Source organism: Streptomyces sp. NPDC043867 (assembly GCF_056435845.1).
This window is the reverse complement of sequence record NZ_JBWKDS010000041.1, coordinates 64,486-77,526: the sequence shown is the minus strand read 5'-3', so window position 1 is coordinate 77,526 and position 13,041 is coordinate 64,486. Positions and strand designations below refer to the sequence as shown.

General features: G+C 68.3%; 13 protein-coding genes and 1 pseudogene. 6 read left to right on the top strand and 8 right to left on the bottom strand.

From position 1 onward, the window contains the following. Nucleotides 1-102 precede the first annotated feature (102 nt). The 3 genes and pseudogenes from AC069T_RS31145 to AC069T_RS31135 form a co-directional block, all read left to right on the top strand. Complete coding sequence (locus AC069T_RS31145; RefSeq protein WP_478785919.1) at nt 103-1,053, top strand: IS5 family transposase; 951 nt, start codon at nt 103-105, stop codon at nt 1,051-1,053. Between the two features lie 704 nt (nt 1,054-1,757). Continuing rightward, nucleotides 1,758-2,123, top strand: coding sequence for an SH3 domain-containing protein (locus AC069T_RS31140; protein ID WP_478785918.1), 366 nt, complete (start codon nt 1,758-1,760; stop codon nt 2,121-2,123). 154 nt (nt 2,124-2,277) lie between these two features. Beyond that, nucleotides 2,278-2,433: pseudogene (locus AC069T_RS31135) on the top strand (winged helix DNA-binding protein); the annotation flags it as partial. Nucleotides 2,434-2,680: 247 nt separating this feature from the next. On the opposite strand, the gene AC069T_RS31130 reads toward AC069T_RS31135, so the two are convergent. Continuing rightward, entirely contained in the window at nt 2,681-3,076 is a 396-nt protein-coding gene (locus tag AC069T_RS31130; protein ID WP_478785925.1) for a hypothetical protein, read from the bottom strand. Between the two features lie 297 nt (nt 3,077-3,373). Here AC069T_RS31130 and AC069T_RS31125 point away from each other — a divergent pair, with 297 nt between their 5' ends. From AC069T_RS31125 to AC069T_RS31115, 3 genes are all read left to right on the top strand, one after another. After that, on the top strand, nt 3,374-4,654 hold the full coding sequence (locus AC069T_RS31125; RefSeq protein ID WP_478785917.1) for an AAA family ATPase: 1,281 nt from the start codon (nt 3,374-3,376) through the stop codon (nt 4,652-4,654). After that, entirely contained in the window at nt 4,651-5,784 is a 1,134-nt protein-coding gene (locus AC069T_RS31120) for a ParB/RepB/Spo0J family partition protein (protein WP_478785916.1), read from the top strand. The genes AC069T_RS31125 and AC069T_RS31120 overlap by 4 nt, the downstream gene beginning before the upstream one ends. A gap of 542 nt (nt 5,785-6,326) precedes the next feature. After that, complete coding sequence (locus tag AC069T_RS31115) at nt 6,327-6,551, top strand: hypothetical protein (RefSeq protein WP_478785915.1); 225 nt, start codon at nt 6,327-6,329, stop codon at nt 6,549-6,551. Between the two features lie 74 nt (nt 6,552-6,625). On the opposite strand, the gene AC069T_RS31110 is transcribed toward AC069T_RS31115, so the two are convergent. From AC069T_RS31110 to AC069T_RS31080, 7 genes are all read right to left on the bottom strand, one after another. Continuing rightward, a complete protein-coding gene (locus tag AC069T_RS31110) occupies nt 6,626-7,150 on the bottom strand; it encodes a hypothetical protein (RefSeq protein ID WP_478785914.1) in 525 nt (174 codons plus the stop codon). Then, nucleotides 7,147-7,821 carry a hypothetical protein gene (locus AC069T_RS31105; RefSeq protein ID WP_478785913.1) on the bottom strand — a complete coding sequence of 225 codons (675 nt, stop codon included), beginning with the start codon at nt 7,819-7,821 and terminating at the stop codon, nt 7,147-7,149. The genes AC069T_RS31110 and AC069T_RS31105 overlap by 4 nt, the downstream gene beginning before the upstream one ends. Nucleotides 7,822-7,963: 142 nt before the next feature. Beyond that, a complete protein-coding gene (locus AC069T_RS31100; RefSeq protein ID WP_478785912.1) occupies nt 7,964-8,479 on the bottom strand; it encodes a Pycsar system effector family protein in 516 nt (171 codons plus the stop codon). Nucleotides 8,480-8,497: 18 nt separating this feature from the next. Further along, nucleotides 8,498-8,965 (bottom strand): RRQRL motif-containing zinc-binding protein, encoded by a 468-nt coding sequence (locus tag AC069T_RS31095; RefSeq protein WP_478785911.1) that lies wholly within the window; start codon nt 8,963-8,965, stop codon nt 8,498-8,500. Between the two features lie 199 nt (nt 8,966-9,164). Further along, nucleotides 9,165-9,392, bottom strand: a complete 228-nt coding sequence (locus AC069T_RS31090) for a hypothetical protein (protein WP_478785910.1) — start codon at nt 9,390-9,392, stop codon at nt 9,165-9,167. A 195-nt stretch (nt 9,393-9,587) separates the two neighbouring features. Then, nucleotides 9,588-11,807, bottom strand: coding sequence for a hypothetical protein (locus AC069T_RS31085; RefSeq protein ID WP_478785909.1), 2,220 nt, complete (start codon nt 11,805-11,807; stop codon nt 9,588-9,590). Further along, nucleotides 11,807-12,880 carry a hypothetical protein gene (locus AC069T_RS31080; protein WP_478785908.1) on the bottom strand — a complete coding sequence of 358 codons (1,074 nt, stop codon included), beginning with the start codon at nt 12,878-12,880 and terminating at the stop codon, nt 11,807-11,809. The genes AC069T_RS31085 and AC069T_RS31080 overlap by 1 nt, the downstream gene beginning before the upstream one ends. Between the last annotated feature and the right edge of the window lie 161 nt (nt 12,881-13,041).

Below are 13,041 nucleotides of genomic sequence, written 5' to 3'. Positions count from 1 at the left end.
CCTCTCTTTCCCGTCTCTTCTCCTTTTGTGTTGTGGTTTCGGTCTTGCTCCTCCCCCCCCCCCCCCCCCCCCCCGCCACAGGTTCAGCAGCGGGAGGAGAAGATGCGTCCCCGCCGTTACCCCTCGGACATGACGGACGACGAGTGGGCCCTGATCGAACCGCTGCTGCCGACCCCGGCCAGCGAGACCCGCCGGGGCGGCCGGCCGGAGAAGCACCCCCGCCGCGAGATCGTCGACGCGATCCGATACGTCGTCGACACCGGCTGCAAATGGCGGGCCTTACCGGCGGACTTCCCGCCCTGGCGCACGGTCTGGGGATTCATGGCCCGCTGGGCTGCCTGCGGCGTCGTCAACCAGATCCGCGACGCTCTCGCCGGACGGATCCGCCGCGAGCTGGGCAAAGGCCCCCGGGCAGCGGCCACGATCATCGACTCGCAATCCGTGAAAGCGGCCTCGACCGTCGGCAGGGACACCCGCGGCTATGACGCGGGCAAGAAGATCAACGGCCGCAAGCGGCATCTCGTGGTCGACACCCGCGGCCTGCCGCTGATGGTCATGGTCACCCCGGCGGACCTCCAGGACCGGGACGCCGCCAAGGAAGTCCTCTTCCGTCTCCGCCTGATGCACCCCGAGATCGCCATCGTCTGGGCTGACGGCTCCTACGCGGGCAAGCTCGTGACCTGGGCAAAGAAGCACCTGAACCTGACGATCAAGACCGTCAACCGCCCCAAAGACACCTCCGGCTTCGTCATCCTGCCCCGGCGATGGGTCGTCGAACGCTCCCTGGCCTGGATGATGAACGCCCGCCGGCATGCCCGCGACTACGAACGGCTCATTCAGCACTCCGAGACCCTCATCACCTGGGCAGCGATCACACTGATGACCCGCCGCATCACCCGCTCGGGCACCACCTGGACGAAGAAACCGAAGCCCGCCGCAGTCACCCGCACCGCTGATCCCACCACCGGGCAAACCGAGCGTTCTGCCACTCCAGAGCCCGCTCGACCTGCCCAACCGTCAACCCCGCTGCCTCAGCCAGCCGGTCGATCCTGAGCCCGTCGGGGTTCTCGTCCATCACCCGGGCGATCTTGCCTACCCACAGTTCCTCCTCGACGAACGGCCGGCGGCCATACCGCTCATGGAGCACGGTCAGATGCTCCTCGGAACACGCGGTGACGAACCGCCGACCGTCAAAGCCCAGGTCATAGACATAGACCGCCGACGAATCCGGCACCTCACCCCGCACCGGGCAGCCGTCCTCGATCACCCGCTGGCACACGTCGCACGACACGTCACCCGCTGTCATCCCAACTGTCTACCCGAACCGGCTCACCGGCCACACCAAGATCACAAAGCCGGGGACCTTTGCAAACACTCACTCAGCCCCCGGCGCGCTCGTAGCTCACGATGGCCTCGCCCAGGCGGCGCTTGAGCTGCGAAGGCAGGTCGCTGTTCGACGTGTCCACGAACGAGCCCTTCGTCAGCGGGTCCGGGCTACCGGGCTATAGGAGGACACGTGGGGCATCTGGCGGGTGGCCGGACGCAACGGCCGGACGAGTGACGACGGTCGGGCCTGGCTGGCGCGGCGACCGGGGACGGCAGCCGTCGGCGTCGGATCAAAGGCCTGATAAAAGCTAGTCGCCAACGGGCGGATTCCACACACTGTTGAGAGCCGAGACGCCTACCTGGTTCAGGTAGGCCTTGGCCAACGGGCCTGCCAGGCCGGTTGAATCGGCAAGTCAACGAAGGAGAAGACCGTGAAGTCATTCACCGCCAGGGCACTGCCGCTCGTGATGGCAGCCGCTTTTGTCAGCCCCCTCGCGCTGGCCGGCTCCGCAGCTGCCGCCCCCGCGCACTACCCCTGCGGAAGCACCCCGCCCGACCTCGACCCCGCGCAAGGGACCAACAAGGCCAACGGTGTCAACATGCGAACCGGCTCCAGTACCTCCTGCCCCAGCCGGGGGCTGGCCCACCTCAGCCACGTCATCAACTACCACTGCTACACAGTCGGCCAGGATGGCTACACCTGGAGCTACGCACGCAACCTCACCACCGGCTACGCAGGGTGGATGCGGGACAACACGCTGGAGGACAACGGCAGCCAGGTTCGCTGCCCGCAGTAATACGCGCACTCCCGTCACCGTCAACACGACATTCCAGTGACGGTGGCCGCAGAGACGACGGGTAGCGGGCGGCGGCCAGGATTCCATCGCAGACCCGGGCCCGCGCCTCCACCGAGCTACGTGGCGGGGCGGGTTTCTCACCAACCACGCCCGCGTGCTGGCGGTCATCAACCGTGTCCCTGCCAGCGGCCTCCGCGATATCGCCGCAGCCTGCCACGTCACCGAACGCACCCCGCTGAGTATCGTCACCGACCTCGAAGAGGCCGGCTACCTGCACCGCGAACGCGACGGACGCCGCACGCGCTACACCCTCAAAGAAGGCGGCACGCTCCAGACGCGACCTTCACAGACCGCCTGGGGCAAGGCTGTAGTGCGGTCTGCGCATCTATCGGCGGTAGGGATCGTTGGACACCGCGTGCAGAGCCTCCCAGGTGCTCGTGCGCACGCGTGGGGGCCCGACCCCGCCCGGTATGGGGCCCCCACGTGGTCTCTGCCCGTGACCGGCAGCACCCGAAATTCGTACCGTGGTGCAGACCAGGGGCCGACCGCCTCGGGCCTCAGTGCCACCCGGAACAGGTCCGGCGCGAGCCGCCCGCTTCATTCCCGCACGCCCGCACCCGGAACCCCGGGCCGTCGTACACGGCTCTCGTGGACAGCATCGACTGCCCCGTGCTGCCGTCGGCCGGCGCCCGGGTCACATCCACCCGCGTGGTGCGCCCGTCGTGTGCAACCTCCAGCCACAGACGGCCCCGGTCCGAGATCATCCCACTCGCCCACGCCCAGTCATGGCCACGCCTGCGCTCGATATGCAGTGCCACCCACGGGCCGTGGCTGTCCTTCGCCCCCAGACACGTGCGGTCGCTCGTGGCCTTCAGCTGCCCGCACCCACCGCGCTCCACGTCGGCCGCGGCAGCGGTGACAGAGGTGAGCAGCAGTCCGGCAGTCAGAGCCACCGTGAAGATGGAAGAGCGCATACGCCCCCAACCGCGGTTACGGCATGGCTGGTTACGGGCCTGGGCTGCTGATCACCCCTATGCGCGACCCGAGTGCAGGATAGGTTCCGTACTGGTCCGTGCCGAACCCACTCGGCCCGGACCAACCTCACTCACGTTGTGGTCCGTATCCGGCACAGCGGTTGCGCCCCTGACCGAGAGGGCGCTGCAGTTCGTTGGGGCTCGTCTGGGTGAAGTTGGACGAACGGGCGGCCTCCGGGGGCCATCAGGTGGAGGGGGAGTCAGTAAGGTAACGCCATGGCTTCCCCATACCCTGACGGAGACCGGGAAAAGGTGGCATCCAAGCTCCCTTCGGCTCTCCAGCAAGAACTCAAGATTCGCTGTGCCGAACTCGGCCTGGATATCCAGGACGCTGCCACAACGGCCATCATCAGCTGGTGCGAGAGCGGCGCTTCCCGACCGAGCGTCGACACCGCAGGCGCAAAGTCGTTCTCTACCTGGCTGCCCCAAGGTTTGTACGAGGCTTTCAAGGCCAAGTGCAACGATCGCGGCCTCTCGTATACCCAGGCCCTCGCGCAGAGCATCCGGGACTGGCTTCAGGACAACCCCTCGCCGAAGCAGGCCGGACTGCCCAGCCCGCCGCGGCGGATCATCGTGGTCAACCAGAAAGGCGGTGTCGGCAAGACCACCATCGCCGCAGGGCTTGCCGAAGCGCACGCCGAACCGCAGGGCATTGGCGTCAAGTGCCTCCAGGACTTCATCGAAGCCCTCAATCAAACCGAGTTGGAGCGGCTGAGGCGAACGCGCGAGCAGCTCCTAGCCACTATCTCCGGCTACACCGCAGGCGGTCAGAGGGTCCTGCTCGTTGACTACGACCCTCAGCTGCACCTCAGTAACCAATTGGGTGTCCCTCCCATCCCTGTGGGCCAGGAGAGCTTGGTCACTCACATGACCGGCGACCCTGAGGGCGGTATCCGGGATCTCTTGGTGCCCCTTGAGGACCCTCGGTTCGCGGGACGGCTTCACGTCCTGCCGGGCACACAGGAAGGCTTCCTGCTGGACTCCAGGCTGGCGCTCACGGCTGCCCAGTCACGTGGCTTCCAGAAGGAGTCAGCGCTCGAACATGCCTTGCACCCGTTGGAGGCCGACTTCGACGTCATTGTCATCGACTCCCCTCCCAGTCTTGGGCTCAGCATGGACGCCGGCCTCTACTACGGACGTAGACGTCCCAACGAGAGGCCGGGACGTTCCGGAGTGTTGGTCCCTGTGCAGTCCGAGGACAGTTCCGCAGATGCGTACAAGATGCTGATCGATCAGATCAACGATCTCGAAGGGGACTTGCACCTGGAGATCGACCGCCTCGGCATCGTGGTGAACCTCTTCGATCCTCGGCGCGGGTACATCGCCACGTCGTCCCTGGAGGAGTGGCACAACCTGCAGGACCAGCATGTGATCGCCGTTGTGGACGATCTCAAGGAGCAGCGGGAGTCCGTCCGGCTGAAGAGGCCGCTCCTGGCCTACGTGCCGGAGAGCAAGCAAGCCAACTTCATGCGCCTCATCGCGGCGGGGGTCAAGTGAGCAGCAAGAAGGACAAACTGGGGCGCGGGTCTTCCTTCAGCGGGACCGCCGGTCGAAGCTCCCGGCGGAACGCGATCGACCAGACCATCAGCAGTGGCGACACTGCCGGCACCACCGCTCTCACCGATCTTGCGGTCCCGGCGATCAGCGACAACCCCGACAACCCGCGCAATCATCTGCGCAACCTGGACGACACCGTAGATTCGGTTCGCGAGGTCGGAGTCATCCTGCCCATTGTGGTCGGCACCGTTGACGCCTATGTCCGGAACAGGCCTACGCGTGCCGATGATCTGACCCCGGGCACGCAGTACGTCGTCATCGATGGTCATAGGCGGCTGGAGGCAGCGCGACGGGTCGGCCTGGCCACCATCCCTGTACGGGTCGACGACGCCAGGCTGAGCACGGACGAGAAGCTGCTGGAGTCTGCGTTCATCGCGAACTACCACCGCGAGGACATGACGGACCTAGAGGAAGCCCACGCGCTGAAGCAGCTGGTGGACTACTACGGCGGTTCACAGGTCAAAGCCTGTAGGCGCTTGGCGATTTCCGCATCTACGCTCTCCAGCAAGTTGTCGCTGCTGAAGCTGTCCCCGGAGTTGCAGAAGGACCTGATGACGGGCAAGCGGACAACCGAGCATGTCCGCAACCTGAGCAAGCTGTCTCCGCAGGCTCAGAAGGCGAAGGCTGACGAGCGGGCCAGCGCTGCTCGCCAGAGGGCGCAGGTCCGCCACAAGAGGGCGGTGAACCCCGTAGAAATTCACGGCGTGAATAATCACGAAACGGTAACGTCCTCGGGCTGGCGGGGGGACCGGGTGGCGCCGACCGAGACTGCAGAAATTCACGGCGTGAATAATCACGAAACGGTAACGGGTCGGTCTGGGGGGCTGACGCCGCCCGTACAGATGGCTCAGAAGGAGTCCGTTCCAGAGCAACGGGAGGCCAGCCTGAAGGCCAGGGACGCAGTCCAGGCACTGAAGAAGTTCCCGTATCACGACGGGGTCGAAGCAGCGACCCTGCTCCTGTTCAAGATGGACCCCGAAGAGCGTGACAAGGTTTGTGACCTGCTTCTTCAGGACCGGGAGAAGCGGTCAGCTAGCGCCGGCCCACCTGAATCACCCGCTGCTGGTTGAACTCCTGAACGCAAAAAACGGCCTCTGCCGTCCGGATGGGGATCCGGACGGCAGAGGCCGCTCGTGTGCGCTTACGTGGTCAGCTCATCGATCATTGCGGGAGCGGCCAGGTGGAGGACAGCACGGCGTGGGTTGTGCGAGGCCGGGCGGGCGCACACATGCGAGGGCCGCGGCAATGACGGTTGTGTGTGTCGGCTGCCGTAAGAGGGTGGGGGCGGGCATGATGGTCTCCGTTCTCGCCCTTCGGGGCGGAATAGGGAGAGGCGCACCCCGGCTGTGGACGGTTGGGGGTGCGCCTCTGCTGTGTGATCACCCGGTGGCCGGTGGTCTGGACACTGCGGGATGCTGGATGGTGCGCCGGCTTGTGACGGAACCGCGCGCACCCGGGACGGCCTGCCTCTAGTCGAAGCCGTAAGCCGTCCCGGGCCGTCGCTGAGGTCACCGGCAAGAACAAGGTCAGCCAGAAGACCATCACCGGCATCGTTCAGCAGCTCCCTCGCAAGTCGAAAGAGGAGCTGGCGGAACGGGTACGCAACCTGGCCATGGAGCAGACGGAGAAGGAAGCCGCCGAGAAGGAGGCCGCCGCCGATCCGCTCCAGGAGTTCCGGGAGTACGTCACCGCTGCTCGGCTCTTCGCCCGGAAGACTCGAGGCATGGCCGCCGCCTACAAGCGAGCCGCGAAGGTGGACCAGGCGAAGGCGGACAAGCTCGCGGGTCAGCTGCGCGACCACATGGCACGGGTGGCAGACAACTTCCCGGACGTGTAGAAGCCCCGACTTGGCCCGAAAACGCAAGAAGCCGGCACCCCGCGACGGATCGCAGGGTGCCGGGCCTTCGGCTGTCAGGCCGCCCAGGTTGCGGGCGCACCGTCTTCGTCGGGGTTGGGGATCCCGGCGGCGGTCACCGCGGCCGCCGGGTGCCGCAGGGCGGTGACCGGGACGGCGCCGGGCTCGGTGGGCGGTACCCAGACCAGACGCCACTGGTCGTCCCACGCGCAGCCGCAGGGGTGGGCTGGGTGCGGGTGGTGCAGGACCGCAGCGTGCGTGTGAACGGCGCGGGGGATCCGTGGGATGACGTCGCCGTGGTCGGCGTGCGGGTAGGTGTGAAGCTCCCGCCAGTTGTAGATCTTGGCCATGTAGGCGGCTGCGGCCTCGATGACATGACCCCAGCGGTGGTGTCCGAGCGCGATGAACCCGACAGGCGGTTCGTCCTCTGCTCCGTATCCGGTGATGGTGATGCCGTTGTGGGTGATGAACCCGAGTCGTTTCGGGTCGCCGTGATCCGGTGTCCAGAGGTGTTCGACGGGGTGCATGGTCCCGTCGTCGCCCTCGCTGGTCTCGATCTCGTACAGGGCCGGGGCGGTCATGCGCTCACCCCCGCGACGGCCGCCTCCAGGAGCACGACGGCGTCGGCCTCGTAGGGGTCGGCGAACAACTGGTGGTCGCTCACGTCGAACGGCCCGAACCTCGCGGAGACGCGGAACCCGGGCACAAGGGTGGTCTCGCGTCCGTCCAGTGCGGCGGTGATCCGGTCGTAGTCGCGCTGGGCGTGCCTGGTCTGGGTGTACGGACCGAGGCGCAGCAGGGTGTAGCCGTCGAGGCTGTCGTCGCGCTGGCGGACCTCGATGTAGAGAGCGTAGTGCGCGAGCTCCATGCCGACGTCGTCGGGCAGCGGGAGGTTCGCGGCGGCGTGGGTGAGGATCGCGTAGCCGGGCTGCCAGAGACCGAGGATCGCGCTGGTCTCGCAGCGGAGCCAACCGCGTTCGGTGTAGCCGAGCCGGCGGCCGTGGAGGTAGCCCGCGCCGTGCGGGGTGTCGGGGTGGACCAGCGCGACGGCGATCAGGTCGGGGCCGTGGTCGTCGCCGGGCCGGGTGTGAGCCCGCTCGATGAACGGTCCGACGCGCACGGCGATGTCCTGGGCGCCGCCGGGCGTCCAGGGCTGCGGGTTGCGTACGGCGGTGAGCATCGCGCGGACCTGGTCGACGACGGCCTGGTCCTCGGGGGCGGTCCGGCAGCGGCGGAAGGTGGGGCGCTTCATCGGATGGGCTCCTGTTCGGGGGTGGTGCGGGTGGCCGTCGACGGGGCCTGGCTCAGGGCCGCGCGGAGGCAGGGCGTCCAGGGGCCACCAGCGGGCGGTACGGGCGTCGTCCCCGGCGACGATCGGAGTGCCGGTCACGCGATCAGGCGGCGATCGGGGCGGTGGCGGCGGCCAGGGTGAGCAGGGCCAGAGCGGCCAGGCTGAGGTCGACTGCGCGCTGCAAGAGGCGGTACTTGCCCATCGCCAGAACGGACAGCACACGGATGCGGGTCAGGCGCATGTCGTACTGCAGGCACTCACGGATCCCGTCGTCATCGAGCTGCGCCCAGTACGAGAAGGAGGACCGGTCGCCGCCTCCAAGGCGGGGCCGGACGACCAGGAGCAGCAGCACGGCTGCCCCGGTCAGGGCCAGCACGGCGGCCGCGCCCACCCCGAGCGATAAGAGGGGCAGGCCCCGCGGGGCGAGGGACGCGAGGCCGGCCAGCAGGGCGCCGTCGAAAGCCAGCAGCAGAGATGCCTTGCCGTCCGTGCGGCTGATCTCGCTTGCGAGCGTCTCGCAGGCCGTGTCCGCAGCCCGCGACCACAAAGGGCTCTCGGGCCGGACGGTAGGCGGTTCGAGGCGTGCAGTGCTCGGGCGGGATGACCAGTGCAGGCTCACCGGGAGGCTCCTTGAGGGTTAGGCGGCCAGCTGGTGCTTGGCCGGCGGCAGGGTGTAGGTGGTGGGGTCGGCCGGCGTGCCGTCGTGGCATTCGAGGCAGCAGCCCAAGGTGCGTAAGGGAATGCAGTAGGTGTAGCGGCGGCCGCAGGTGGGCCGCGGGCACGTCTGGCGGGCAGCCATCGCGCGGTCCAGCGCCCACTCCTGCGCCAGCGTCGGCACCCGCTTGGGCCGCGCCAGGCGCATGTCGTACAGGTACGCCCGCCCCCGATGGCCGGGCAGGCACGCCCACGTGGGCCGGTAGCGGCAGCGCGCACAGCGCAGGACTCCTACCGGCTCGTGTGCTGGACAGAGGCCGCAGTCCCGGACCTGCCGACGGGTGAGGAGATGGTCTGGGCAGCTGCCCCGGTCGTACTCCGGAACGCCTTGCGCACCGCGCAGAACCCGCTGCGTCTCCGCGCAGCGACGACGGGTAGGACGAGAGCGCATCACCGACTCCAGATGCCGGGCAGGCGAGTCGGGCGCTGCGGGTAGCGAGGACCAGGGCGCTGCGGGCGGGGCCGGCCGATCCGGCGGCGCGGGCGAGGGATGAGCACGAGTGATCTCCTCCAGTCGTCGGTGGACAGCACTGCGCCCCGCCGACGTCGTGCAGGTGTCGTGCGGGGCGCAGCGAGGTGGTGCGGCCGGGCTATGCGGCGAGGCTGTGGGACGAACGCTTGGGGTGCTCGCCGGGCGTGGCCGGCGCGGGCGTCGTGTGGCCCGGGCGCGGGTGCTGCGGCTGCGGATCGGCAGTGCCATGCAGGTGGGTGCCGATCCAGTAGCCGAGCAGCAGCCCAGCGATACCGAAGACCTTGTGCCGGTTGGCCTTCCACCAGGTGGGCGGGGTCGGCTCCGTCAACACACCTATGACAGCCACGCGTTCTCCAATCGGTCGGGGATAAGGGGTGGTGGTGCGCGCGGCCAGACGGCCTGCCCCGTCCTCGCTCGTGCCCTCAGACGCCGTGGCGACTGGAGAGGGTGGGCGAGGACCGGGCGGAGCGTCTGGTGACATGCATGCCGAAGGCCCGCACCCAAAATGGAGCAGGGGGCGGGCCCTCGGTTCGAGAAGCGGTCAGACGTCAGACGGCAACTGCTTGCCCGTCTTCGCGTCGTACGCAACGCCGGTCGGGGACAGGCGGACTGTCAGAGAGTGGGCGCGTGAGCCCTTTTTCCAGGACTTCCCACCGATCGCTACCCGGACCGTGATGTCGGCCAGCGGGTCCTTGACCGGCACCGAAATTTCCGGATCCTCGGGGTACCAGCCGTCACGCCCCCGGCCGCTTTGAGCCGTCTTTCCTGAGGCGTCGATGCGCAGGAACTTCGCGTTCTTGTCGAAGTAGCTACTCATCAGCACGATCACGTGCGTTCGGTCTCTGGTCCACCGTGCCTTCACGTCGGCGCTGACACCGTCGATGTGAAGCGCAGCACCGGACCTGCCCTGATAGGCGGCAGCCTTTTGCTGGCGTTCTTGGTGCCGTTCTTCGATTTCGGCGTTCTGCCATACGCAGGCTGCGCCGACAGCAAGAGCGGCGATCGTGGCAACATACGGCCAGGTACGTCGCCGTGTCGACGGCGAGTCCTCAGGATCGACCGGGATCGACGCCGGTTCAGGGGTGGCCGGCTGCGGCCCGCGGTACCACGGTGTCTCGGTGTCGGCGTCTCCTTCAAACCAGCCTGCCTTGTCGACATCTTTGCCCATACGCGCGACGGTAGCGCGCAGTTGAACCGCCTGGTCAAGGTTCCCGCACAGTTCCGCCACGCGCGCTCTGGTGGCCAGCCACGACATGGCTTCGTCGGAGTTGATGCCGTGGGCGGTGATGTCTTCGCGTTCACCGAGGGCGGCGAGATCTGCGGCCTCACTACACCGTCCCTCACTCGCCGCCTGCAGGACAGTGGCGTGGCGGTGATCTATGACGTTCGGCGGCATCTCCCAGGGGTAGTCGTCGTCTTCGTTCTCGGTCGTCGCTTGCTCGAATGGCGTCAGCAGCTCGGCACTCAGGCTGTAGTCGTCGGCGGAGGCCGCCACCTGTTCATCCGGGTCGGCACCGGTTTCCTCGCCGACCATTTCCAGGTCGGCGTCCGCGGTGACGTCACCGTCGGTGTCGGCGTCGCCTTTATGCGCCTGCTGTGCCTGGCGACGTCGGGAGGACGTGTCAGTCAGCCTGGCTTCTTCCTCGGTGAGGTCGGTCTGGATGATGTCCCAGTAGTCCGGGCCGACCTTCCACACCGCCTGACCGGGTTCGAGGGAGGAAATCCTTTCCACCGCGCAGGCGGGTAGTCCGAGCAGGGTGCCGACCGCTGCGGCCTCTTCCGGGTTCAGGCGTCCCACGTGGGCGATCTCGCACAGCCGCGCCAGGTCCTGCGCCCGGCCGTTACCAAGGTCGGACAGCGTATGCATGATCACCTTCATGGACAGTGCCGCCTTGCGGCTGTTCTTCAGCAGGCGCTGAATCAGCTCGGTGGTGGCGGGCGACAGCAGGATCTGCCAGGCCTCTTCAAGCACCAGGTGGCGGTGCACGGCCGTCGACTGCGGCAGCCATACGTGCTCCACCCAGCACCCCACCGCGGCCATCAGGGAAGGGATGGCCGGGGAATTGCGGTCCAGGGTGGTGAAGTCGAAGCTGACGATCGGCAGATCCGTCTCGGGCAGGCTTGCGTCCTGTCCGTCGAACAGCCCGCGCAGGCTGCCCTCGGTGTAGCGGCTCAGGGCGATGGCGGCGCCCTCGCCCCACTCGGTCAGCTTCTCTACCGGCCAGCGGCCCGACTCGGGGAGGACCAGTGCGTCGACCAGCCCGTCCAGGCAGGCCGACTTGGGGTGGTTGAGCGCGTGCTGAAGTGCGTGGGTAGCCTGATAGCTGAGCGCACTCGGTTCGACCGCCAAGATCAGGGACCGGACCAGCTGCTCGCGGACCTCCGCTGGGAACAGCGGACTGACCGGGTTGAGGGTGAAGGCGCCGGCCTCGATGACCCGGCCCCCGAGGGACTGGACGACGGGGCGCCATTCCCCAGTCGAGCCGTCCTCACCGAAGGAGTCGATGACGACGGCCTGGTGGCCGTGCTCACGGATCTCGCGGTGGAGCCAGACCTTGTCCGTTGTGGACTTGCCCGACCCGAGCCCACCCAGGGCGATCGAATTCGTCGACGACAGCTGGCGCTGATGGGTCAGGACGGGGGAGAGGTGGAAGGCACGCCCGTCCAGCAAGGACCGCCCGATCGGAACTCCGGGGAAGCGGGTGCTGGAGGCGACGAGCGGGGCGGTGATCGCGGCGTGGGTGGAGGGCAGGCGGATCATCAGAGGATCGCCCCTTTCCTGGTGGAGGCCCCGTGCGGGGTGGTCATCACGTGGGCCCGGTGCTGCTGGCCGGGGAGCCAGTCGAGACGGATGCGGTGCCGGTCGGCGGTGAGGCAGGACTGCCAGCGCGCGTCGGTGACGGACTCGGGGCTGTCGCCCCACACGGTCAGGTAGGCGTCGATGTCCACCAGCGTGGCGCCCTGTACGAGAGCTCCTTTGGTGGTGCCGCTGGCGATCTCGTGCGCTTCCGCCTTGATCTTGTCGGTGGTGAAGGCGCCGGCCGCGGCGTCCTGCCACTTCGCGGACCTGCGGGACTGCCCGGCCGGAAGCGGCCGGTACAGCACCGACATCGACCGGTCGCCGCTCTGGCCCAGGAGCAGCTGCTGCATGAGGTCCCCGCCGGTCTCATCGGGCCAGCCGGTGACCCGGGCGGTGCTCGCGTACCGGCCGTCCTCCAGGCCGACCCAGGCGGCGCCTCGCTCGGTGACGGTGGGGATCGGCTCGGGGTCGACCGGGGTGAGGTCACCGAGCCGAGCGAATTCGTGGGCGAGCGTGTCCAGGATCCGGGCGGGCTGGCCGGCCAGCCCCTTGGGGACGTGCACGGAGATGGTCTGGGTGTGGGTGGTGTAGTCGCGGACGGCGGCGTGGTGGGTGACGTGGACCTGAACGCCTGCCTGGCGGGCCTGCCCGGCAGCGAAAACCAACGCCCGGGAGAATGCGGCATGCCAGGCCTCGCGTAGCGCCGCGTCCTGCATGACACCGTGCCCCGGGTACAGCGTCCACGTCTCGGTCGCTCCCGGTTGCGCGAATACGTCCTCGGGGGCGGCGCGTTCGCGCAGGTGCCGGTATCCGACCGCAGCCCACCGTGCGAGCGAGCGCGGGCCGGGCGCCAGATTCAGGAGTGCGGCGGCTGCGCCCACGGCGCCGAAGGTCCACACGGGCGGTGGGGTAATCGCTGCGGACATCAGGACGGCACCTCCGAGCGAAGCGTTGGCCTTCGTCAGCAGGGATTCCACGGGGCTGAGGCCGCGCTGCACCGCGGGCACGCGGTAGCCGGGCGTCAGGGAATACACGATCAGGTCCTCCTCAAGGTGCGGGCGGTGGGCCGATGCTTCGGCCGGGCGGTGAGACCGAGTGGCCCCGGGGGGGGGGGGGGGGGGGGGGGGGGGGGGGGGGGGGGGGGGGAGAGAGCGCGGGGCGTCTCTGGGTGGGGGGGGGGCGGGGGGGGGGTGTG

Coding starts and splice junctions, on each gene's coding strand:
- AC069T_RS31145 (WP_478785919.1), top strand. CDS start 103: ATGCGTCCCCGCCGTTACCCCTCGGACATGACGGACGACGAGTGGGCC.
- AC069T_RS31125 (WP_478785917.1), top strand. CDS start 3,374: ATGGCTTCCCCATACCCTGACGGAGACCGGGAAAAGGTGGCATCCAAG.
- AC069T_RS31115 (WP_478785915.1), top strand. CDS start 6,327: ATGGAGCAGACGGAGAAGGAAGCCGCCGAGAAGGAGGCCGCCGCCGAT.
- AC069T_RS31110 (WP_478785914.1), bottom strand. CDS start 7,150: ATGACCGCCCCGGCCCTGTACGAGATCGAGACCAGCGAGGGCGACGAC.
- AC069T_RS31105 (WP_478785913.1), bottom strand. CDS start 7,821: ATGAAGCGCCCCACCTTCCGCCGCTGCCGGACCGCCCCCGAGGACCAG.
- AC069T_RS31095 (WP_478785911.1), bottom strand. CDS start 8,965: ATGCGCTCTCGTCCTACCCGTCGTCGCTGCGCGGAGACGCAGCGGGTT.
- AC069T_RS31085 (WP_478785909.1), bottom strand. CDS start 11,807: ATGATCCGCCTGCCCTCCACCCACGCCGCGATCACCGCCCCGCTCGTC.